The following is a 22,719-nucleotide window of genomic DNA, read 5'->3' as shown; positions in this document are numbered from 1 at the left end:
GTCTCCGAATCTCGTCGGAGCCAATGAATCATGGTCGCCGCTCGCAGGCGAGCGCCTTTTTCAACAGCCTGCTAGTAGACCAAAGCATTTTTCACTTAATGTGGTCATGCTCTGGTATCCGGCATGTCGAAAGTAGTTGGCGCACTGGTCTGACACAATGTCTGATGAGCTTGCCGATCAGTTTCATCACCGCCTTGACGGCGCGTGCCGTGCCTTTCCGTACCGCGGATTTCAGCTTCGAGAATGCCCATTTGGATCGGGTCGAGATCCGGTGAGTAGGCAAGCAGATAGCAGAGCTCGGCCGCCAACCACTTCAATCGCCTCGCGAATGCCGTCGATCTTGTGGGTGCGCAGATTGTCAAGACGAGGCCGCTCTTGCGCAGCGTCGGCGCGAGGAACTCCTCGACTCAAGCAAGGCATGATGCCCCATCCATCGCCTAATCCCGGACCATCCACGTCGTAACCACCGGGTGAGTGGGCGGGGATTTTCACCCCCGGCCTCTCGCAAAACGGTCCGTGAATCTCTCGATTCATACCGGTCCCGGCCAGGTGAACGTGGTCGTTCCGAACACCTGCCAGCACACGAACAGCTCTCCTCGAAACCGTCCTTAACTCTCCGGTTGGCATATCGTTCTTCGCTTGTCTCAGCTCCTGTAGTCCGCACCTTCCTTGCGCTCGAGCACGCGCTTGAGCGCGTCGAAATGGAGCTCGCAGGACTTTCGCGCCGGCTTGGGGTTGTTCATCAGGTAGCTGTCGCTCTGTTGCGAGTTGGTCAGCTTGACGACTGCCGGATCGATCATGTGCAGTTCACGCTGCGTCCACATCGCGTACACCTGTACCTGGCAGGCGCGCTCAAGGTAGTACAGCCGGTCGTAGGCCTCACCGACTGTCTCGCCCGTGACTAGGACGCCGTGGTTAGCCATGAACAGGATGGACTTGTCACGCAGCAGCTTCGCGAGGCGCTCGCCTTCCTCGGGCTCGTGCACGAAGCCCGGGTAGCGGTCGTCGTAGGCGATCTTATTCATCATGCAGACTTCAGTCTGGCCGATCGGCAAAAGGCGTTGGTCCTGGAGCCGGGTGAGCGCGCTGGCATACGGCATGTGAGTGTGGAAGATCACGGCCGCCTTGGGATTGAGACGGTGAATGGGCGCGTGGATGCAAACCGAACTGCGCTCGATGTCACCCTCGCCGCTCAAGATCTTGCCCTCATAGCTCACCTCCAGGAACGAACTGGCGGTGGCCTCCGACCAATGCATGCCGAACGGGATCAGCAGGAAACGGTCGGACTTGCCCGGCACCACCATGGTCAAGTGATTGAAGATGCCTTCACTCATGTCATGCATGACGGCTAGACGGTGGGCGGCCGCGAGATCCACCCTTGCCTGCCATTCGGCAGATTTTTGGGGTCCTGCGTCGGTGGCGAGGACCGAGTTCAGATCTTTAGCTGGCATTGAATTCTCTCCTTTTGAAAACATGCTGTGATCCTCACGCCGCCGTCGCAAGCATCCAACGGCGCCGGCGTCGGCGCACTCCGGGCCATTCGTGGCGGAGTTCACTGCAAAATCTATCTCTCGGCCAAGGTGAACGGTAGCGTCCGCGGTGAGGTGGTTAGATACCCCCCCGAAGAACACATGCAGGTGCGCAATTCGATGGGCAGCGGCCATGCTGACACGTCGATCCCATGCTGTGGGAGTTAGCTACGCTCCGTCTTCATCTCATATAGAGACATGACGAAGCCCGCTCGATTGAAATTCTTCAAAGGCCATCGCTAGTGCCGGGAGGAGCCCTAAGATGAGCGCTGGTAGCTGTTGCCTGACGGTTCTCTGAAAGTCAGTTCGCAGGACTGTCGCGCCAGTAAGTTCCATGCTGATCAGTAACGTCACAGAACGCATACCTTGTAAAACTGCTCTGTGCGCGATCGTATCGCCCCCCCCATTACGAGTTGCGTTGATTTTTAGTTGCTTATCGTGGAATCTATGCGTTTATGGCCATAGCAGCGCTGCATCTCTGCGCGAGGAAGAAAAGCCTCCATCCGAAATGCTGCTCTGCGATCAATCGCCAAGTTAGCGGCATCGTGCTTGAGTATGAATTCAGAACATCAGTCGGTTACATCAACTGCCGCTCAAACTTCGTTGTACGGCCGCCGCTGACCACATTCGGGCCTTGACGGCAGCACACCGGATTCAAGCCTGCTGTACCTCGCTGCCCGTCCGACGCGGAAATTCTGTGCAGACAGCCGGGACCGAGTCCGCCGTGCGGACCTTTCCATCTCGGGCGGAAATCGTGACATGATCGGCCATGTACTTACAGCCGCTGGACGTCCGATATCTTTGTGGAATGTGTCAATTCGTCGCACCGATCGGATTTCCGAACGCCGAATGAGAACGTCTTCGAGCTGTGATGCTGGATGGGCCATTCTTCGCACGAGCGCGGCGTGGTCGGCTTTGACGAAGTCCCCCAGAGGCCACATTGTGGTTACGGCATCCACCGCGAGCTTCGGCAGGGCACCCGGAAAGGCTGCAAACACCACCGCAAGCATGGAGTTACCGGTCTTGTCCGTTGCCGCATCGGAACGTGCGGAGCATGACCTTACTGTGAACACGGTCGCGCCGGGCTGGATGGATACCGGGATGTTGAGTAGTCAACTGGAAATTCTGGCGGCCACCATGAGCGTCAGTAGCGACGAGGTCATTGCATGTTTCCGCGCGGCGGCGCAGCCAGCCGGATGTTCGTGAGATCGCCGCAACGATTGGCTTTCTCGTGAGCTCCCAGGTGCTTTGGTAATCAATGGCGCGTGCGCCCCTCGTCAATAGTTTCTGCGCGCAAATATAGGCTCTCCCCGAGTGTTCATTGTTCAGCGATCCAGGCTGGCAAGCTCTGGGCAAAGTCTAATTGCATAAATACAGCGGCCCATAGGATTCCTGAGTGAGGCCGCTTTGCCGATAGTTATCGGATCAAGGTAATCAAGCCGGGTACCTTCATTCCACAGGTCGAGTTATGATGACATCAGTGGACGCGCCCCGAAACATCTTGATAAGCTTTTCGTAGAGCTCAAACCCGTTCGATGAGGCTCCGGTTTCTGGCCGCAGACGTGAATCTGGACATTGCAGCCCCTGCTTTCGCAGCTTCCAGTGCCGCCTCAGCAATTTGTGAGGGAGTTTTGGCGGAACTCCCGACCATGACTGCACATGTGGCAGTGACAGCGCATCGCGATCGGTAGAATCTAAAGCTGATTTTGCAGAATTCCTGCAATCACCCCCCTTCTTTGCGGTCTTTAGGCTTCAGCTCCCGCTATTTTGCTTGGCGACACGAGCTGGCAGGTATAGGGAGGCACCATGAAAAATGCGCCGCGATCGTCATCGACAGCCCGAGTAAATCGCGATCAGTTGGAGTGCGTGCACGGTCAAATGAGCTTTGCTCGACGCTCACCCGACGAGCGTCCGGCAGTTGCTCCACCAACTGGGTATGACATTTCCTTTGTCGACCACGATGTTACTATTCGCGACGCGCGTCCTATCGCAGACGAGCTATCGCTCGACGAGGAGGGCTTCGCTCTCATTCAGCACAAGATGGCTTGTGCAAACGAGCGCGAGCCGGATATCTTCAAAAAGAAGTATCTGGAGGAAATGGTCCCGTTCATCAAGGACTATTTCAATGCATCGTGGGTCACGACTACAGACCTAGGTGGTGTCAATATTCGCTCTCTCGGTGGAAAGTCCTCTTTTCGCGGCGGCGCGGTACCGGAAGGAGCCAGCCCGACGGGCAAGCATTCAGTAAGAAACTTTGGAGCTGGATTTGCCCATTGTGATTACGCGCCGATCGCCGGCCCTCAGGTTGCCGCGCATGACAACCAACTGCGGGGGATTGAGTACCGAGCGTATTCTCGATTGATGATCATTCAAGCTTGGCGTGCTCTTTCGCCGCCTCCGCAGGATTTCCCTCTGGCATTCTGCGATGGCTCATCGATTTTAGATACTGATCTTGTCGAGGCGCCGCAGAGAAGGTATGGCACTACTATTGGGGTTTGGATTCCTCACTATAGTCCTTCTCACCGTTGGTACTACTTTCCTGAAATGACGCAGGACGAGTTCATTCTGTTTAAGGGCTATGATTCCAAGGCGCATTCTAAACCGAGGTCCGTGCACGCGACGTTTGACAGTCGCTACGCATACCCCAATGCCAATCCCCGCGAAAGTGTCGAGGCGCGGTTCTACGTGTACTACGACTACGACTGAGTGGCCGACGCGACCGCGCAGCAATACGCGGTCAGCGAGGATCTGCTGCCACGATCCGGCTGACGTGGTAGATCTTGTCCGGCCTAGGTGCGGCATAAGCGATTCGAAACAGCGCCGCGGAAGGCGAACAGCTAGACCTTCAATATGTGATCGACTCACTGCAGGGGAGCGGCCGACTCTGCGTGACGCTTGATTTCGAAATTATAACCACTTGTTTGCAACCTTTCTGCAATCTTGTGGGTTTGACGAGCGGATCTGGGTCGTCGCTCTCCCTTCGGTTTCGCAATTAGTCGGACGTTCCGCTCCTTCTTTCGAAGCTGTTCGCAAGCTCGGCAAAAACTATTCAATCGGCGGCGCCATAATTGGCCGCCTTGCCGGAGAGGCGTCGGGGAGACTGGCTAGCCTCTCCTGCACAGTTCGGACATCGCGTAGTAAGGCGACCGTATCCAGGCCGGCATAGACCTCATTGACGCGCGCGCGGACGACATCAGGTCTTCTTGTTTCGGCAACCAGCCGCTGATGTGGATCGCGGGGGCTGTATGTTTTGCGGGTCGCGCTCCTTTCTTATCAATTTGAACGACGGCTGGAAAAAGTTCACGAACAAGCATAACCGACGCGAGGCTCCCCCCTAGGTATCCCTCGGCTAGCGCGCGATACAGCCCGGCACGAGCGGATCGGTGGAAGTGGAACGATGGCAAATGCCATGCTTGATGCCAGACAGGAAGGCGATTCCAATCGTCGCGTCGAGTGATCACCGGTCTGCAGTGTGACCAGCAGCCAGCCAAGGTAACGCCATCATTGCCGCGATCGGATCGCGCCAGCTTGTTATAGGCGGCGTATCCATCAACCTGCAGGATGCCGCGATAACCATTGAGGTGCCGGACCGCGCATTCGCCGGAGCGGCTGTCTTCGAAGCGACAAGCCACCATCGGGGGACCGTCGCGGCCAAGGGTTCGGTCATCCCTGGCATGGCTGGCCAGGAACACCTTCACGCCGGACGGGATCATGCCGAACGCACCGCCCGGATCACCCGCTGCAACTGCGTCTCGTCGACGTCCACGCCGGCACGCACGATCACCTCGCCAATGGCAATTTCGATCACCGCGCCTGCCACAGACGCCACCTCACCCCCGCAACTCGAGTGCCGCTCGCGATAATGTCGTTCCGCCCGAGCATCAGGGCGCCAGGCAAACAGCTGCGACGGGTGAATGCCAATCCGCCGGGCGATCGCCGAGACACTCGCAGGCTCCAGCGCCTCTGTCACGACTTGCGCCTTAAACTCGTCCGACCAGCATCGGCGAAGCTGCCGCGGCGGTCCCTCAAGACGCTCGGCTACCGCTTCGATCATATGGAAGGTTCTAGTTTCAGAACTAGGCGCAGACATAGAAGCTCACATCGGCTCACAAACTCAGCAGCCGATAGCCGATCGCTCACCCCCTGCGCCAGACGGGTCTCCTTGCCGCTTACCCTGCAAAGCTCCTTGCGCCACCTGAACAACTGGCTCACATGAAGCCCGGCCATGCGAGCCGCCTCAGAAACACCGGCGCTGGGCTCGAGCGATGCTGCAACAAGCCGTTCTTTCTCATCCTGCGACCACCGGCGCCGACGCTCGACCGAGCGGAGTTCCCAAGGCGATCGTCTGCGACAATCTGAAGGCCGGGGTCGTCAAGGCGTTGTGGTTCGAGCCGACGCTCAACCAAACCTTTGCCGCCATGGCCGAGCACTACGACACGACGATTTTGCCGACCCGCAGCCGCAAGCCGCGCGACAAGGGCAAGGTTGAAGGCGCGGTGCTGATTGTTGAGCGCTGGATCCTGGCACGGCTGCGCCATCGGCGCTTCTTCAACCTGACCGATCTCAATACTGCGATCGGCGGTCTGCTGGAGGAGTTGAACCATCGGCCGATGCGCCATATCGGCAAATCCCGCCGGCAGCTGTTCGAGGAGATCGAGCGCGCTGCGTTGACGCCGCTGCCGGGCGAGCCGTTCGAATACGCCGAGTGGAAAACGGCGAAGGTCCACCCCGATTATCGCGTCGAAGTCGACAAGACCTTTTACTCGGTGCCGCACCGGCTGATCGGCCGTCGGGTGGACATCCGGCTCACCTATCGAGCCGTCGAGATCTTCCAGGATCACACGCGTGTTGCCAGCCATGTGCGCCGCTCTCAGCGCAGCGGCCATGTCACCGTGAACGAGCACATGCCCAAGGCCCATCAGCGTTATGCCAATATGACGCCGGCGAGCTTGATCAAGATGGCAGCGCGGATCGGCGTCAACGCCGCCACTCTGGTCGAGCGGATGATGCGTGAGCGCCCACATCCCGAGCAGGGGATCATCGCCCTGGCGCGGCGCTACGAGCGCGATCGGCTCGAAGCGGCCTGCGAGCGGGCACTCGTCATCAACGCGATCAGCTACTCCTCGGTGAGCGCGATCCTCAAATCCGGGCTCGACCGCGCGAGCCCTGCTGCCGCCTCCGTCAAAGCCACCCCCTCGCACGCCAACATCCGTGGTGGGGGCTATTATCAATGAAGGAAAGGAACATCGCGATGCTGACCCACCCGACCCTCGAGCAGATGCAGGCGCTCGGCCTTGCCGGAATGGCGGCCGCCTACCGGCAATTGGCCGAACAGGACAATGCCGCCGATCTCAGCCGCGACGAGTGGCTCGGCCTGATGCTCGATCGCGAAGCCGCCATGCGTGCCGACCGGCGCCTGACCAATCGGCTGGCCGCAGCCAAGCTGCGCTTCGTCGACGCCTGTATCGAAGACGTCGACTTCGCGTCCCGCCGCGGCCTTGACCGGCGCAACACCCTGCAGCTGGCGCAAGGCGCCTGGCTGAAAGCCCATGAGAACTTCATCATCACCGGCCTGACCGGGCTGGTGGCATGATGCACATCTCGCTATGTCATTGATAATCGAAGCTTCGTTGCCGCGGATCTTGTGATACTGCGCGACCATTGGTCACCGCATGACGGACTTCCTGCCGATTCAGGTCAATCTCCCGGATCACATACGGTGCGCCTACGCAACTCTGTTTGGCCGGCAGGATACCATCCTTGATTAGTCGCACCACCGTCATCTTGCTGAGACCCAAACGGCTTGCAGCCTCGTGCAGGATCAGCTCTCCACGCTCGGCGCGTTCGCCATCTCGGTAGACAGGGATGTTGTGGTCGTTGCGGAAGACGCAAACGCGTTGCTGGGTCCACGTGTTGCCTTTGGCCGTGCGTGTGCCAAGCCGATTAAGAACGGACGCAATGCTCCCGTCCGGCAGCAAACGAGCCAGATCACGGATCAGCTGTTCAGTTGAAGCATCGGTCTTCCACCGATGCTGTCCGGCCCGGTTCTTCACAACTTCGAGCGCAGCGTGGTCGCCCCCCTTCCAGTGCAATTTTAGGTGCAATATTCGTGGCTCGACGGTGACGATGATCTCTTCGAGAACCGCTCTCAATATCCGCTTTCGTGTCGCAACCGAGGCTGCCGGATGGCTCCACAGGCGCTCCACGTCTGTCCCTAGTCCAAGAATCTCTGCGCGTTCTGCGTCGGTTAGAGTGGGCGGCTGTTTGTCGCGGGCAATGCGAAGATCATCTTCGAGGCGCGCCACTTCCGCAAGCCGTTCATTCCACCGCCGCTCGATATCTCCAGCGACCAGGCGGTTTTCTGGATCAACCGCATCATATTGTCGGTGTGCGCGAGCCGCTTCATAGCGTGCCTGCTCGAGCGCAAGCTCTATGTGCTGCAGCCGCTCTCGGCCGGCGCGCTCGCGGTGCGCGATTGCTTGCAGAGCAGCGTCAAGGCCGAGAGGCGCAATCACCGATAATACCTCGGCCGACACAGCTGCATCGATTCGCACATTGCCAAACGCAATGCACTTCGTTCGTCTTCCGTGATTAACGCTGGCATCGTTGCAAAGGTAGCGCGCAACACCTCGCAGCCCATTATGCTGCACTTTGAGCTTGCGACCGCAACGTCCACAACGCAACAGGCCGACCAGCAATCCACCGCCATTGCGCACCGATCCCGGCACCATCGCGCCCTTCATGTTAGCGTTCCCGTTGATGCTCCGTTGATTGTTCTCGTAATCCTGCCAGGAGATGTAGCCGTCGTGATGATCACGAATCAGAACTTCCCAGTCTTTCTGCGTTCGCCGTACATTACGGGTGACCAGCTTGCGGCCGGCTTCGATTCGAACCTGCGAGCCGGTCCGACCAAATACGTAAGCGCCAGCATAGATCGGATTGGTCAGCAGCCGGTGAATCGTATTGTAGCGTGGCAGCCGCCACTCCACCATTCGGCCGCGTGGACCATACACGACAATCGGCATCTTGATGCCGTTATCGCATAACCAAATCGCGACCTGGCGCACGCTGCCAAACTCGGCAAACTTACGGAACGCCAAATGGAGCGCCTCGCGCACCCGTCTGTCCGGATCCAGCTCAAGCCTGTCGTCGCTGCTGCGCACGTAGCCGACGGCCACACTCGTGTGAAGATCGCCACGTACTGCCTTGAGGCGCAGTGCTTCTTGTGAGCGCTGGCGCAAGATCGTTAGTTCCAGTTCGCTGAACGTCCCCTTCATACCTAGAGCACGCTGTTTTTATACGGAAACATAGCCTGAGTTTTTGAGATAGTTGGCGCACTCTTGTGCAGAAAAGAGGTCGAGGAGTTCGCCGACCTTGCGCCAGGTTGCCTCGACATCGCGCGGTTCTGCGGCTCGCATCAGATGTTTGAGCTTGGCGAAGACCTGTTCGATCGGATTGAGATCGGGACTGTAGGGCGGCAGGAAGAGCAGGTGCGCTCCGGTGGCGCGGATCGCATTGCGAGCGGACTTGCCCTTGTGACTGCCAAGATTGTCGAGGATGACGACCTCACCTTTTGCCAGAGTTGGGGCCAACACCTTCTCGACATAGAGGGTGAAGAGTTCGCCATTGATGGGGCCGTCGATGACCCAAGGTGCGCTGATCTAGTCGTGCCGCAGCGCTGCGATGAAAGTCATGGTCTTCCAGTGACCGAAAGGCGCGGATGCTTGGAGCCGCTGTCCACTCGGTCCCCAACCGCGCAGCCAGGTCTCGTCGATAAAGATCAGGCGTGAAGCGTCAATCTTGCCTTGATGGGCCTTCCAGCGTGTCCGCTTACGGGCGATGTCGGGGCGATCTTGTTCGACTGGCAGGATCGTTTTTTTTGAAGCTCAGCCCTTCGGCATGCACAAACGTCCACACCGCCCGCACATCGGTCTTGATCCCGCGCGCCGCCAGTTCCTGTGTCAGCTTCCGCAAAGTGAATGGTCCCGAGAGAACGCGCTTGCGCAGCCAATCAGCATTGGCACCGGACAGAACCGGCTTCTTGTGACCGCCGATCTTGCCGGGCGAAACGCCCCCAGTCTCCCGTCTCAGATTCTTCCACTTCGTTACACAGGACGGGCTGATCTGAAGCGCCTCTGCAATCGAACGAACTGTCTCTCCTGCATCAGCTCGCGCCAGAGCCCGTTCACGAAGGTCTTCTGAATAGGGTCGCGTCATCCATGCTGGCCCCCGTTCTCCAGCACGGAGTTTGAATCAGAAATCGCTCCCGCTGGGAATCCCGATTCTGCGAAAAAACAACATGCTCTAGCAGCAGTCGGTCATTGGTGAGCTTTGGATCGTAAACGCCGTCCTCATCAATGATCAGGCTGTTCACCAGCGTGCAGAACTCCAGAAGTGTGTGCCAGTCGCGGCCATTACGGGCCAGGCGGGAAGCCTCGACGGCCAGCACAGCGCCGGCGCTTCCGGTGCAGATCGCGGTCAGCAAGCGCTCAAAGCCGGGACGCGCTGTGCCGCCCCCCGAGCGACCAAGGTCATCATCGATGACGATGACGTTTTCCCAGCCAAGCAGCTGTGCGCGAGTTGCGAGCGCGTACTGACGCCGACGGCTCTCAGGATTATTGACGAGTTGGTCCGGGGTCGATTGCCGCACATAGACATAGGCGCTGCGTGATAAATGATCAGACGTTATCTTATTCATTGTCCGCCTCCGTCACCTTTGCGCGGGCGGTGCTGCATTCGTCGAGAAGAAGTTTGAGCAGACTTGTGACTTCCAAACGAATCAGCGGATCGAGCCGCTGGTGCTGGACTGTGGCTGCCGTGACCGCCGCCAGATCGAGCTGTCGCCATTGCTGTTCCAGCATCACCTCCAACCGTCCGACTCGTTCCAGATGATGGTGACGACGATACGCGCTGTGCATCAACGAGGCCGCGAAGTGCGCGCAACGAATCCGGGGGAAGCCGAGGGACTTCAACCGTCGGCAGTGCCGCGGCGGAATTCTCAGTCATCCATGCCGGCAGCAAGGCGCGAGAGCCGTCGGGCTGTTCGATCACGAAGTGATGGCGAGCCCCGTGAATAACGCGCCTCAAAGCAATGACGCGCTCACCAGCGCGTGGATGATGTCGATATTGAATGACAACTTCGAACGGATGTTCTTGGGTACTATGTCGCGTGCTCGTCCGGGACTGGCAAAACCTGGTTGACATGTGCCTTCGGACGCCAGGCGGCCAGGCTCGATCATTCCGTCCTTTATTTGCGTATGCCGCGCTTGTTCGAAGACCTCGCCATGGCCCGTCTCGATGGTCGCTTCCCGCGCCTCATCGACAAGCTCGCACGGGTCCAGTTGCTCATCCTCGACGACTGGGGCACCCACACCCTCAATGATCAGCAGCGCCTTGATCTCCTCGAAATCTTCGAAGAGCGCTACAGGCGCAAATCGACCTTGATTACCGCTCAGCTGCCCGTTGCCCAATGGCACGACATGATCGGCGAGCCAACCATCGCAGATGCTATCCTCGACCGGATCATCCACAACTCCCACCGTATCGCCCTCGAAGGCGACAGCATGCGAAGGAAAAAAGCCGCGCGCCCCTTGACCGACGTCGAAAACAGCGAAACGAATACCAACTGACTTCAACAACCAGGCAACCAAAAGCCAGCGCCGCCACGCTGTCCGCGATTTAGCTAGCGAAACTGCTGTCCGTCAGTTAGCGAAACCACTGTCCCGTTTTTGCGAAATACGCACCGTCGCCAGCTGGTCATGGACGAAGTCCATTGCCCAGGTCTCGTTCGATCGTGTGGCCGGCCTGCGGTCATCGCGCAGCTTGGCCTTGACCCGGCGCTTGGGCGTCTTGTTGCGCAATTGCAGGCCCAATTCGCGATAGATGCGGCGCGTCTTGTTTTGCCCATGGCGCCAGCCCTCGTGGCGGAGCAGGACGTGAACACGACGGTAGCCGTAGCGAATGCGGACATGACAGATCTCCTTGATCTTCTGTTCGAGGGCAGCCTGGCCGGAGCGACGGGGCTGTAGTGACAGGTCGAGCGGTCAAACTCGAGAGCGTCACAGGCCCTGCGGATCGACACCTGCCACTCGCCACAGACCTCGTCGACCAGCTTGCTGCTTCCGGCCAGGCTTCATAGCTATCGGCGGATCACATCCTGCAGCATCTCCTTGTCGAGCGACAGGTCCGCCACCAGCTTCTTCAGCTTGCCGTTCTCCTCCTCGAGCTGCTTCAGCCGTCGCATCTCCGTCGGCAGCAGCCCGTCGTATTTCTTCTTCCAGTTGAAGTAGGTCGCCTGGCTGATCCAGGCCTTGCGGCAGATCTCCGCCTACCGCAACCGCGTCACTGCCCTGCTTCAGGATGAACGCCTTCTGGGCGTCCGAAAACCTCGAGGCCTTCATCGTCCTTCGCTCCTCCCAGCCCGGGAATCGACGCGCAAAGCTCTAGCCAAAAATGGTCCAGTTTGCCGGCCTCAGATCAGTTTGTACGCCAAGTGGCGCGGGTGGAGCAACGGACGATCGGCGGAGCTGGTCGGGGCTGCGCAGCCGAGCGTCCGTTGCGGTGAGAGTGGCGGCGTAGGCCGCGGGCGTGAGGTATTGCAGCGACGAATGAGGGCGCTCGCCATTGTAGTCGGCGACCCATGCCGCGAGTTTGGTCCTGGTGTCGTTGAGATCGAAGAACAGCGTCTCATTGAGGAGCTCGTCGCGCATCCGGCCGTTAAAGCTCTCGACGAAGCCGTTCTGCATCGGTTTGCCCGGTGCGATGAAGTGCCAGTCGATGCCGGTTTCCTTGCACCAGGCGAGCATGGCGTTGCAGGTGAGCTCGGTGCCGTTGTCGGAGACGATCAGGCCGGGTTTGCCGCGGCGGGCGACATCGTCGTCAGTTCCCGCGCCACACGCCGGCCCGAGATCGATGTGTCAGGAATGGCGCCCAGACATTCCTTGGTGACATCGTCGACGATGTTGAGGATGCGGAAGCGTCGTCCATTGGCGAACTGGTCGTGGACGAAGTCCAGCGACCAGCGCGCATTCGGCTTTGCTTCCACCAGGATCGGTGCCCGGCACCCCATGGCCTTGCGGCGAGCCCGACGCTTGCGGACCGTCAGCCCTTCTTCCCGATAGATCCGGTGAATGCGGTTGATCCCTGATGGCTCGCCCTCCCGTCGCAGCAGGACGAACAGTCGACGGTAGCCGAACCGTCGGCGCTCGTGAGCAAGGTCGCGCAGCCGGGCACGAAGATCCGTATCCCGGAGTGCGGCAAGATCGGTAACGGACCATCCTCCGATCCGCGTCGACGATCGTGCAGGCCCGTCGCTCCGACAGGCCCATCATGGCCTTCAGGTGCGCCACAGCGGCGCGCTTGGCGGCGTGCCCTACCATTTTTTTGACAGAAGCTCGCGAAGGGCGGCCGCGTCGAGCATCTGCTCGGCCAAAAGCTTCTTCAGCTTCGCGTTCTCATCCTCGAGCGACTTCAGCCGCTTGGCTTCGGAAGCTTCCATGCCGCCGAATTTGGCCTTCCAATTGTAGATCGTCGCTTCGGAGACTCCGTGTTGCGAGCCAGGTCAGCTGTCGTCGCCCCAGCCCTATGCTCATTCAACACTGCGATAATCTGCTCTTCCGTGAACCTTGCTCGCTTCATCTGTCCGTCCTTGCTCAGGCCGGACTCTGGAGGAAATACTCAGGGGCAGGTCAAAAGAATCACAAGCGATTCTGGCGACTCAAGTTTATCGGCTCACTGCACCTCAAAAAATGTCGGCAATCGTAAGCCTCAACGGAGGGATACCGACAATGACACGGTCGATCCGTGGCACCAAGCTCACTTGCAAAAACACGCACTGTTTGCTGTACTGGCGGCGGCGCCGAACGCTGCGTAGTCAGCGCACCGCTAATCGAGACCTGCAAGATCTCTTGAGCCGGTTGGCGGTCATGGTAGGTAGCCTAATCGATCGTGAATAATGGGCACCTCTTCGAATAGTAGTGCCCTACAACGGTTGTCATCTTGATCGGCAAGCTCAGCAAGACGTTTGCGCCAGACCCAACGGATACCAGAGCACGACCCGCAACAAATAGAAGACGGCCAGCTTCTAGTCCGATTGGCCCAAAATCATGATCTGCAGAAGCTGCAGCCCACTCACGTCGCCACTCCTCAAAAGCACTTTGATTCTAGAATATGTCAAGGCCTCTTCATTTAACATGTCCTCACCTGAGTAGGTAGTGTCTCGATCTATTCTTAGCACTGTATCTGTCAGACGGCAGGCTCGGCGCACAGGCTAAGATGTAGCACATCAGAAGGTGCGGAAATGATAGGCGTAGTCAATCCGTTGCAAGTTTCACGCTTCCTTAGCGTGTATGACGAGCTTGCCATCCAAAAAGGTATCAAGCTTTCAATGGGGTTCGATTTCCACAAGTATGTCTCGATCACTCGGTCTCTTCCAACCAAGAAGCCAACGTATCCAAATTTTCGGCCAGATCGCTCGCCAATTAAACTGGGCGAGGGATATTGGATGGTGGGCATCGACAAGTATAACGAGGTCGCGCTCGTAGAAGCTGCTCGACTCTATGACCTTTCCCACAGCAACCTTGCAGAACATCTACAATCCTTGAGGGCGTTTTATGCTGATCCTAGCAAACATGCGCATCCTCAGGACCGTTGTACTTGCACGGCACCTAGCGCGAAGAAAATTAGCGGGAAAGTGGCCTATCACGGGGATTTTTGGTTGCGTAAAGACTTTAGAGGAAAGGGCCTGCCAAAGATAATGGCTGCCTTACTACGCGGCTTGTCTTTTACCATGTGGGCTCCCGACTTCATATGTGGACTTGCAGGGCGCTGGACACTGGATAAGGGCGTTCTTGCTCAATACGAGCATACTCATCATGAACTCGGCGGCTCGATGTTACAACTGGTCGAAGAAGATATTCTGGATGACGACTTGCTTGTTTGGCTAACCGGAGAGGAGTTGAGGGCCCTTATTGATCTTACAACAGAACCGAACCTCATTTGACTTTCAGGCTCTCGCCAGCATGGATTCCCCGTACCCAACAATGCTGTGCGGCCCAGATTGCCGGCAGTGTCCCGCGACGCACACCGCGGCATGATGATGTCCCGCAGCGATGCTGAAATCACGAATCGGTTGTTGCGTCTGTCAGCGGGAAGGCGTGTTCGGATAGTCGAGAAGGTTACTTGGGTAAGGGCGCCTAGTTAGTCCTTTATCCCACCTTCATGCTTGGGCGTCCCCTGATCGGCTCGCTGCCACGGGTACCCTCGCTGAATGGCAAGCGCTCCCGAGCGAAGCCTTCGGGCATGCGCCTCGGCCACTTTCAGAAGTAACAACTAGGTCGATGGATGCCGTGAGCAAGAGGTTTAAAGGCTTTAATGTGGATGTAAACGGGCCTGCTGGGCAGAAGTCTAAAGCTAACTTTGCTCGCGCGCAGTTAGTTTTTCCTGATGGCACGTCCCGAATAACCATCGAGCGGGATCCGGTCCCACTCTATATCGATCGCGGAGCGGGTAGCTATGTGTTTGATGTCGATGGCCGCAGGTTTCTCGATCTCAATTGCAACTTCACCACGTTGATCCATGGCCATTCCTTCGCGCCCGTGGTGGAAGCCTTAACACATCAACTCGAGCGCGGCAGCTGCTTCGCGAATCCCACGGAGAGCGAGATCGAGCTCGCCGAACTACTCTGCGGCCGGATTCCGCAGGTTGAGCGTGTTCGCTTCGTCAATACAGGGACTGAGGCCATACTGTTTGCAATCAAGGCTGCCCGGGCCTTCACGGGACGTTCTAAAATCGCGAAGGTCGAAGGCGCCTATCACGGCGCCTACGACTGGGCGGAGGTGAGTCTGGCGGCGACGCCGGATAACTGGGGTGATCCCAACGCACCCATCTCAACGGCCGTTTATCGTGGGACGCCGGTAAGCGTGCTCGATGAAGTGGTTGTACTCCGCTTCAATGACTTTGAAGGTGTACGCCGATTATTGTCATTGCATGCGCATCAGCTTGCCGCCGTTGTCTTTGATCCAATGCCAAGCCGAGGCGGTCTAATTGCGCCGAAGCCTGAATTCATTGCTGCGATTCAGGAAACTGCCCGTAAAATGGGCATTCTGGTTATTGCTGACGAAGTGCTGAATCTCAGGCAGAGTTTCCTAGGGGCTTCCGCTCGCTATGGGCTCATTCCGGACCTCCTCACGATGGGCAAGATCATTGGCGGCGGTTTGCCTATTGGAGCAATCGGTGGGCGTGCGGACGTGATGAAAACATTTGATGCGTCAGCGGGCAGGCCGATTCTTCCGCAAGGCGGCACATTTTCAGCCAATCCTCTCTCCATGACAGCAGGGCTTTCTGCCATGCGGCATCTGGATCATGCGGCCTTTGCATATCTGGAGATGCTCGGCAACATGGTCAGAGGTGGGATTGACCAGGCCATCTCAACCCGGCGAGCGCCGCTGTGCGTGACCGGAGCCACTTCACTCTTTCGAATTCATCCGATGGCACAAATTCCCAATGACTACCGTGAGGCTCAACCCGCTCCCGCTGGGGCAACTCTAATGAAGCATCTTACGTCCTTTTTTGCGGCGAACGGCATCATCCTTCCACATGGTGCTGTCGCTTCAATCTCTACGCCGATGGTTCGCGGCGACATCGACATGATCGTCGATGTGTTTGCAGGTTTTCTTGATAGCCATCAAGACATGCTGGGCGAGATCGAGGTGCGCACCTGACGAAAACAACGGGCACGCTATCGGCGGCACACCCGCTCTCCAGCACTGCGGGCCCTTCGATTTGGTAGCTGCACAAGCGGCATGGACGGTGGCTTAGTTGGTTTGAACCAAGGGCCTGATCGGCTGACGGTATATTGTTCAGGCATCATCAAGCAGCCTGTCTGCTCATTTACGCAATCGGCACTGCAGCTTGGCAGATGTAATGGAGAATGAAATGCAACCGCGAAGCGAACTCTCCAGTGTTGGCCAGGCGAGGCGGCTGTTTCGAAATACGGGCTACGTCATCAACGAGAGCCGGAAGTATTTTGATGCGGCCCATTCGGCTGGTCTCATGGCGGTGCACGGACGTTCCACGACGGGCCGCGCTTTTGCTCTAGGAACCGGCTCGTTTGAAGGGCGATCCCGAGTGATTGATTTTGTGCGATGCTCCTACCTGGGTCTGGACAACCATCCGGTAGTGGTCGCAGGCGCGATAGAGGCCATTCAGGCACATTGCTCATTGCACTGGTCCTGCGCACGAACGCGACTCAACTTCGACCTTCTAGCAGAGCTTGAGGCAACTTTGTCGAACATGTTTTGTGCGCGCGTCATCGCCTTTTCCACAGTAATGCTCGCTAATCTCGGGGCGATGCCCCTCCTTGCTTCCGGTCAATTGACAGGCGGGAGCAAACCGGTCGTCGTGTTCGATCGCATTGCGCACGTCTCTCTTGCCTATCACAAGCCAGTAGTCGCTGATGAAACGCGAGTAGAAACGATTGCGCACAACGACATCGACTCGTTGGAACGCTTGTGCCGCGAACATCCGGTGGTCGTCTATGTGTGCGATGGTGTCTACTCGATGGGAGGAACCTCGCCGGTCAAGGAACTACGGCAGCTTCAGGAACGTTATGGGCTCTTTCTGTATATTGACGATGCTCACGGTATATCGTTGTTTGGGCACCAGGGCGAAGGATTTGCTCGATCTCAGTTTCCACAAGTGCTGGATGACCGCACGATTATTGCGGCTTCGCTGGGCAAAGGATTCGGCGCATCAGGCGGCATATTGATGCTCGGAACGGCCGACCAGGAGGCTCTGTTTCGACGCTACTCCATTCCGTATGCGTTTTCGGTTGCTCCGAATTTGGCGGCGGTTGGCGCCGCGCTTGGCTCGTGCAAGATTCATCGCTCGGTAGAGCTCAGGGATCGGCAAGGACGGTTGGCTCAACGGATTCAGGTCTTCGACCGTCGTGTGGCGACCGCCGAGCAAGGTAATTCACTTCCGATCAGAATGATCTCCATCGGATCGGAAGCCAAGGCGATTGCGATCGCTGCAGAGCTTCTCAACGCTGGGTTCTATACTTCAGTTACATTCTTTCCGACTGTTGCGCGGGGAAAAGCAGGGATTCGTGTGTGCATTACAGCCGACCATGAGGTCGGCGACATAAAGCAACTGTGCGATTGCATCTTGGATAGAGTACCTAGCGCGACTGCCAAGGCCCATATGGCGTCAGCCATCCCTTGATGGTAGCAGCTGTTGAGTGAAATTAATCTCCATGAGGTGGCCTAGTCCGACTATTGCCGTTGCACAACGAGGACCGTGGGGTGTCAATCCTCGATCCATCAGTCGGCCTTCAACGCATCTACGGATTGTTGAAGCGGGCTTGGGCGCGCGCGAGGACGCTCGCTACCATACCAATGCGCGATGTCCTGTCCCAGCTCATTCTGGTCGCCGGATCTTCCGCCGCGCGGACCTGTTGTCCTTAGCCCAGGTTACATCACTAGCCATCTGGAGACAACCAGCCTCAGGAATTCGTTATCGCGTTCTTAAAGAAGCGCACAAGCGCATGCTCGACAAGATTCACGAGGATAAGTTGCAACCTCAAATACTGCTATCGGCTAACGGCCATCTCACCACGCCGCCTATTCCAAGATTCTCATCCGAAAGAATTCCGCCCAATTGTGAAATTTGCTGAACCGCCGCTGGAGCAGATATCCCATGACGCTGCTGGTTGACAACTAATGCTACAATCGAAAAAGATCGGAGCCCAAGCCGACCGACACATTGCACTCGTGACCGGAGGGGCACGAGGAATTGGGCTTGCGATCACACGTCGGCTCTTGGCCGACGGCTATCAAGTCGCTTTTGTGGCGACTAGAGCGGAGCATGTGGAACGGGCAATTCAAATTCTAAGCTGTCCGGCGAATCGTCTCTATGCCGAGGCGGTCGATGTAACGCGAGACGACGAGGTGCGAGGATTTGTTGATCGGATTCGGACCCGTTGGGGCGAGATTGCCATTTTGGTGAACAATGCAGGCATATCCCCCAAGCGCGTGGACCAGGATGCACCCTGGCTATCGCAGACGTCCCTCGAGGAGTGGGCGCGGGTCATCGACGTCAACCTCAAGGGCCCCTTCATTCTCTTACGGCTATTGGCGCCGGCGATGATTGCAAGAGGCTTCGGACGCGTTATCAATGTCAGTTCGCTTGCAGGCCGTGCCATGCCAATGATCGCCGGTCCGCACTATGCCGCATCGAAAGCAGGATTGGTCGGATTAACTCGGGCTGCTGCGCGTGATCTCGCTCCACACGGCATTACTGTTAATTGTATTGCACCTGGGCGTGTTCTCAGTGATCTGACTGGACCGCCCGAGGCCGCAGCCAACCGTACCGCTCTTGGTCGTATTCCGGTCGGCCGTTTCGGAACAGCCGAAGAGGTGGCCTACGTCGCAGGCTTTCTGGCTTCGCCGATGGCGGGTTTTATCACCGGTGCAACGATCGATATCACCGGCGGCGAGTTCGCAGCCTAAGCTTATCGATACCGGATTTTGGCGCGATAACATACTTCGCGCTTGACGGGCGCATTGTAGATTTGCCGTAAGATGGACATGAATCTACTTTAACGTGCGTCTCCTCAACTCGGGCTACGACACCCTCTAGAAAGTCGAAAACATATTCCGCTAAAGCCTTCGCCGTGTAAGACTCGGCAGGGACCGGGGCCGGGAAAGCCGCTATGGCCTGCCGACCGGTTCGGCCGGTCGCCATTCCCTTGCGAAAAGCTGCATCTGATCTGGTGCTGGGGACCGCTTCTACAACCCAGTCGACGTCGTTAACGGCCTCGAGATCGAGACTCGCACTGGAGGGCCAGGGGCGGCTTGCCGAACTTCTGACCCCGGATGGATTTCATCGTCCTGACGAAAAGATATTTACTCTTTGCTCGGGCCGCCGGCCAGCGGCTGATCTATCTCGTCGGCAAGCTCTACCAATGTGCCTCGGTCATCGTCACTACCATCTTGTGTTTGGCGAATGACTCAGCGCGTTCGATGACGCTAGAATAAGACGAAACTGCGCTGTTTGATCGATCGACGACCATTTCGACATCGTCAAGACCGGCAATAACAACTGACGATTCAAAACCGCGACGTTGATCACGTAGTCCGCGCTCGTCTCCGCGATCCCGGCCAGTTCCGACGAGCCGAGCGCTACCGCCAAACCACGCCGCGCGAAGGGGGCAATATTGGCCCTAACGCAATTTTGGTGCAGTTCCGATTATTCTGCGCCGATTAGTCTGGCTTGGAGCAGATCGATTTTCCCGCGACCGTACATTTGACGCCTAACGAGCTTGAGGCGCGTAATCTGACCTTCAGTCTGCCCGTTGGACCGGGGCGAAGTGATAGCGGCCCGCACTGCCGCCTCATCCTCGGCGACGCCGTTGGCGAACGAAGCTACAAGACTTGCGCGGGCTCGCTCGATCCAGGGGTAAGTCCCACCTCAACCTTGCGCCGGACCATCAAGTGGAATTCAGCGATGATCTCGCGCGCCTCGACCAACGTTGGTGCGCCAGATCGATCGCCGTGACCGTGACCGTCTCCCCTTTCGTAAGCAAGTCACGCCCGATTGTCATGAGACGCGCGATCGTCCTGGCCGACGGGATCTGCTGAAGGGTTTGCGCGTCGGTTTCTCGGCTCTTCGCCTGCGGGTCGCCCACTCGCTGATGACGCGGAGCGAGCCACGAAAGCCATGCGCTATTAAACGGCGCCAAAGTTCAGCTCCATTGCGGCAGCCGGACGCGCCCATTGATCGTCGAGCCATGGCAAGTGCAGATCCAACGAGCTTTGCCTGGTTCGGAAGACGTCGTGATGTTTCCGCGGACCACCTGTCGCACCAGCTTCCTGCTATGGCCGGTCTGACGCACGATCTGCTTGATAGGTATGCCGTTCTTCGACAGAGCCAGGATAGCCGCGTTAGTCTCCTCGCGGCGTAGATAGCCCTCATATTGGAAGCGCTCGGCGGCTGTGAGCAGCTTGTGATCGATCGTGGTCGCACCGATGACGATGCGTATCTGGCGCATCGATTTGCGCACGGCATCGAGGAAGGCCCGACTGGCGTTCTCCATCAGATGCCAACGATCGGCGACCTGTACCGCGTGCGGCAGCGCTTTTGCCGTGGCTTCGCCATATCCTCCACCACGATCGCGGGCGACAATCGCGATCGTGGGATGAGCAGAGAGCCAGGCTTGGGCGGTAGCTGGTTCACGATCCGGTAGCAGGGTGACCACCCGGTGCCTTTCCAGGTTGCAGACGATGCTGGCGTATCGGTGATTGCGACGCGTCATCAATACCGATAACCCTGAGCGGGTCAGCTGGGGGACGGCTGCGGCGCCGAACTACCCGAAGAAGCCAATCTTTGCTCACTGGCAGCATTAGCCGCTTTGCAAAGCCTGCTGCCGGTCGACCGCCAAGCGCCAGACCGAGATGATGGACGATGGAGCCAGTCTTGCCGTCCGTCGCGCCGATGGCGCCAGTACCCCTTCGACGAAGCGCTCGATGAAGATCTGGCGCCTGCATAGGATGGCATCGCAGCGGAAGCGGCGGGCGATTACCAGGAGTTGGACGATCCGCCCCGAGAGCGGCAGATCGGTCACGCGTCGCCGATACCGGCTATGGACACGTCGAGAAACCGTTCCGCACGATGGACACAGACAACACTTCCCGACGCCCGGACCGCAATCACGGCCTTATCACCTTCGAAGTACGCACTCTCTACAACAAACCCACTCGGCACCAGATTGGAGCGCTGGAGTGCCTGCTGCATGGCGCTGATTCTCCCCAATCAAAGCGTCAGACATCCCCCAAACTGCATCAAAAGTGAGTCAGAGCCAATATTGGACGCCGATGAGGGCGCGAATTTGAACGCCGATTGACACTCTCGGATCCCCCTTTCGAAATTCTTCCGCGTCACCGAGCCAACCTTCAGCCCAAAGCCACGCAAAATCCCGCGGATAGTCAACTCCATGTCGATCAGCCGCCCGAGAAGCTGTTTGCATGCGATCAGTAGGGCCCGGATCTCCTGCGCATCGACCGACTCTGCGTATACCGGCCGGAACCATCCATCTGGATCAACTGTGCATCCCGCGCATCCTTGCGATCAGTCTTCACCGTCATCGCTGACAATGTGGCCTTCACATGCCGCGTTTCGAGCAGAACCGTCTTGAAGCCTGCTCTTTTCAGGCTCGGATGCAGCCATTGCGAGAGCGGCCCCGCTTCCAGCCCGATCCGCTTTACTGCAAAGCCAAGCCTCTCAAAAAATTCGACTAAGGCGCCGGGTTCCTACCTTCGCTTTCTTCAGGATCTTACCTGCGCATCCACAACGCATACGCTCGACAGTTCCAATGACACGTCAATTCCGGCAGAGTTCTCCACGGCTGTCCTCCGTCTCCAGATGCTTGGGGCTGACTCAAGTCGTGCCCCTTTCATCATCTATCGGGGACAACCACCATCATCACCCCTTGCTCAGAGCAGCCCCATTGGGGCATCTAGTTCTGCGATCGGAGGGGCACCTGTCTCAGCTCCTGTAGTCCGCGCCTCCCTTGCGCTCCATCGCGTCGAAATGAGCTCGCTGGATGTGTTCACGTCGCGTACACCTGCACCTGACAGGCACGCTCTAAGTAGTACAGCCGGTCGTAGGCCTCACCTACCGTCTCGCCGGTGACCAGCACGCCGTGGTTGGCCATGAACAGAGTTGATTTGTCGTGCAGAAGCTTCGCAAGGCGCCCGCCTTCCTCGGGCTCGTGCGCGAAGCTTGGGTAATGGTCGTCATCGGCGATTCTGTCCATCATGCTAACTTCAGTCTGACCGATCGGAAATATGCGCTGGTTTTGGACTCGGGTGAGCGCGTTGGCATACGGCATGTGGGTATGGAAGATCACAGCCGCCTTCGGACTGAGGCGGCGAATGGCGGCGTGGATGCAGACCGAGCAGCGCTCCATGTCACCCTCGCCGCTCAAGGTCGTGACCTCATAGCTCACCTCCAGGAACGAGCTGGCGGTGGGCTCCGACTAATGCATGCCGAATGGGATCAGTAAGAACCGAGACTTGCCCGGCCACCACCATGGTCAAGTAGTTGAAAATGCCTCACTCAGATCGTGCAAGACTGCTAGCCAATGGGCCGCCGCAAGATCGACCCTCGCCCGCCATTCGGCAGATTTTCACGG

At 58.1% G+C, this 22,719-nt stretch carries 13 protein-coding genes and 11 pseudogenes; 9 read left to right on the top strand and 15 right to left on the bottom strand.

Translation table 11 applies throughout. The features are described from left to right. Positions 1-104: 104 nt before the first annotated feature. Both ACVW1B_RS01635 and ACVW1B_RS01630 read right to left on the bottom strand, forming a co-directional pair. Positions 105-308 carry a hypothetical protein gene (locus ACVW1B_RS01635; RefSeq protein ID WP_253603604.1) on the bottom strand — a complete coding sequence of 68 codons (204 nt, stop codon included), beginning with the start codon at positions 306-308 and terminating at the stop codon, positions 105-107. 336 nt (positions 309-644) lie between these two features. Continuing rightward, positions 645-1,451: a class II aldolase/adducin family protein gene (locus ACVW1B_RS01630; RefSeq protein ID WP_253603605.1), complete on the bottom strand. Its 807-nt coding sequence runs from the start codon at positions 1,449-1,451 to the stop codon at positions 645-647. A gap of 1,101 nt (positions 1,452-2,552) precedes the next feature. Between ACVW1B_RS01630 and ACVW1B_RS01625 the strand changes: the two genes are divergently transcribed. Both ACVW1B_RS01625 and ACVW1B_RS01620 read left to right on the top strand, forming a co-directional pair. Continuing rightward, on the top strand, positions 2,553-2,735 hold the full coding sequence (locus ACVW1B_RS01625; RefSeq protein WP_456821165.1) for a hypothetical protein: 183 nt from the start codon (positions 2,553-2,555) through the stop codon (positions 2,733-2,735). Between the two features lie 600 nt (positions 2,736-3,335). Continuing rightward, positions 3,336-4,235, top strand: coding sequence for a CmcJ/NvfI family oxidoreductase (locus tag ACVW1B_RS01620; RefSeq protein ID WP_253603607.1), 900 nt, complete (start codon positions 3,336-3,338; stop codon positions 4,233-4,235). 342 nt (positions 4,236-4,577) lie between these two features. Here the strand turns inward: ACVW1B_RS01620 and ACVW1B_RS01615 are convergent. The 4 genes and pseudogenes from ACVW1B_RS01615 to ACVW1B_RS01600 form a co-directional block, all read right to left on the bottom strand. Then, a pseudogene (locus ACVW1B_RS01615) lies at positions 4,578-4,839 on the bottom strand (ISNCY family transposase); the annotation flags it as partial. A gap of 106 nt (positions 4,840-4,945) precedes the next feature. Beyond that, positions 4,946-5,209: pseudogene (locus tag ACVW1B_RS01610) on the bottom strand (IS66 family transposase); the annotation flags it as partial. Between the two features lie 29 nt (positions 5,210-5,238). Further along, the gene (locus tag ACVW1B_RS01605; RefSeq protein WP_253603509.1) at positions 5,239-5,583 is read right to left on the bottom strand and encodes a transposase; all 345 of its coding nucleotides are present in this window, start codon (positions 5,581-5,583) and stop codon (positions 5,239-5,241) included. Beyond that, a pseudogene (locus ACVW1B_RS01600) lies at positions 5,580-5,834 on the bottom strand (transposase); the annotation flags it as partial. The gene ACVW1B_RS01605 and the pseudogene ACVW1B_RS01600, both read right to left, overlap by 4 nt. Positions 5,835-5,854: 20 nt before the next feature. Here ACVW1B_RS01600 and ACVW1B_RS01595 point away from each other — a divergent pair. Beyond that, positions 5,855-6,763: pseudogene (locus ACVW1B_RS01595) on the top strand (Mu transposase domain-containing protein); the annotation flags it as partial. A gap of 17 nt (positions 6,764-6,780) precedes the next feature. Beyond that, entirely contained in the window at positions 6,781-7,122 is a 342-nt protein-coding gene (locus ACVW1B_RS01590; RefSeq protein WP_175609018.1) for an ATP-binding protein, read from the top strand. Between the two features lie 16 nt (positions 7,123-7,138). Here ACVW1B_RS01590 and ACVW1B_RS01585 read toward each other — a convergent pair whose 3' ends face one another. The 4 genes and pseudogenes from ACVW1B_RS01585 to ACVW1B_RS01570 all read right to left on the bottom strand — a co-directional run bounded on the left by ACVW1B_RS01585 (position 7,139) and on the right by ACVW1B_RS01570 (position 10,399). Beyond that, a complete protein-coding gene (locus ACVW1B_RS01585; RefSeq protein WP_253603609.1) occupies positions 7,139-8,806 on the bottom strand; it encodes a recombinase family protein in 1,668 nt (555 codons plus the stop codon). 18 nt (positions 8,807-8,824) lie between these two features. Next, positions 8,825-9,746, bottom strand: a pseudogene (locus ACVW1B_RS01580) (IS630 family transposase). After that, complete coding sequence (locus tag ACVW1B_RS01575) at positions 9,715-10,227, bottom strand: recombinase family protein (RefSeq protein ID WP_309144985.1); 513 nt, start codon at positions 10,225-10,227, stop codon at positions 9,715-9,717. The pseudogene ACVW1B_RS01580 and the gene ACVW1B_RS01575 overlap by 32 nt, the downstream one beginning before the upstream one ends. Continuing rightward, a complete protein-coding gene (locus ACVW1B_RS01570; RefSeq protein ID WP_253635996.1) occupies positions 10,220-10,399 on the bottom strand; it encodes a hypothetical protein in 180 nt (59 codons plus the stop codon). The genes ACVW1B_RS01575 and ACVW1B_RS01570 overlap by 8 nt, the downstream gene beginning before the upstream one ends. 306 nt (positions 10,400-10,705) lie before the next feature. On the opposite strand from ACVW1B_RS01570, the pseudogene ACVW1B_RS01565 reads away from it, so the two are divergent. Then, a pseudogene (locus ACVW1B_RS01565) lies at positions 10,706-11,158 on the top strand (ATP-binding protein); the annotation flags it as partial. A gap of 114 nt (positions 11,159-11,272) precedes the next feature. On the opposite strand, the pseudogene ACVW1B_RS01560 reads toward ACVW1B_RS01565, so the two are convergent. Next, positions 11,273-11,929: pseudogene (locus tag ACVW1B_RS01560) on the bottom strand (transposase); the annotation flags it as partial. Positions 11,930-11,971: 42 nt separating this feature from the next. Further along, positions 11,972-13,166 (bottom strand): annotated as a pseudogene (locus ACVW1B_RS01555) (IS3 family transposase). 661 nt (positions 13,167-13,827) lie between these two features. On the opposite strand from ACVW1B_RS01555, the gene ACVW1B_RS01550 reads away from it, so the two are divergent. The 4 genes from ACVW1B_RS01550 (at position 13,828) to ACVW1B_RS01535 (ending at position 19,036) form a co-directional block, all read left to right on the top strand. Continuing rightward, the gene (locus ACVW1B_RS01550; protein ID WP_253603611.1) at positions 13,828-14,529 is read left to right on the top strand and encodes a hypothetical protein; all 702 of its coding nucleotides are present in this window, start codon (positions 13,828-13,830) and stop codon (positions 14,527-14,529) included. A gap of 346 nt (positions 14,530-14,875) precedes the next feature. After that, positions 14,876-16,249: an aspartate aminotransferase family protein gene (locus ACVW1B_RS01545; RefSeq protein WP_253603613.1), complete on the top strand. Its 1,374-nt coding sequence runs from the start codon at positions 14,876-14,878 to the stop codon at positions 16,247-16,249. 214 nt (positions 16,250-16,463) lie between these two features. After that, positions 16,464-17,750 carry an aminotransferase class I/II-fold pyridoxal phosphate-dependent enzyme gene (locus ACVW1B_RS01540; protein WP_253603615.1) on the top strand — a complete coding sequence of 429 codons (1,287 nt, stop codon included), beginning with the start codon at positions 16,464-16,466 and terminating at the stop codon, positions 17,748-17,750. Between the two features lie 497 nt (positions 17,751-18,247). Further along, positions 18,248-19,036, top strand: coding sequence for an SDR family NAD(P)-dependent oxidoreductase (locus ACVW1B_RS01535; protein ID WP_256558532.1), 789 nt, complete (start codon positions 18,248-18,250; stop codon positions 19,034-19,036). A 739-nt stretch (positions 19,037-19,775) separates the two neighbouring features. Here the strand turns inward: ACVW1B_RS01535 and ACVW1B_RS01530 are convergent. From ACVW1B_RS01530 to ACVW1B_RS01520, 3 pseudogenes are all read right to left on the bottom strand, one after another. Beyond that, a pseudogene (locus ACVW1B_RS01530) lies at positions 19,776-21,320 on the bottom strand (ISL3 family transposase). A 111-nt stretch (positions 21,321-21,431) separates the two neighbouring features. Next, a pseudogene (locus tag ACVW1B_RS01525) lies at positions 21,432-21,928 on the bottom strand (IS110 family transposase); the annotation flags it as partial. A 206-nt stretch (positions 21,929-22,134) separates the two neighbouring features. Next, a pseudogene (locus ACVW1B_RS01520) lies at positions 22,135-22,542 on the bottom strand (class II aldolase/adducin family protein); the annotation flags it as partial. Between the last annotated feature and the right edge of the window lie 177 nt (positions 22,543-22,719).

Source organism: Bradyrhizobium sp. USDA 4502 (assembly GCF_054063355.1).
Note: the sequence above shows the minus strand (reverse complement) of the source record. Positions and strands in the feature narration are given on the sequence as shown.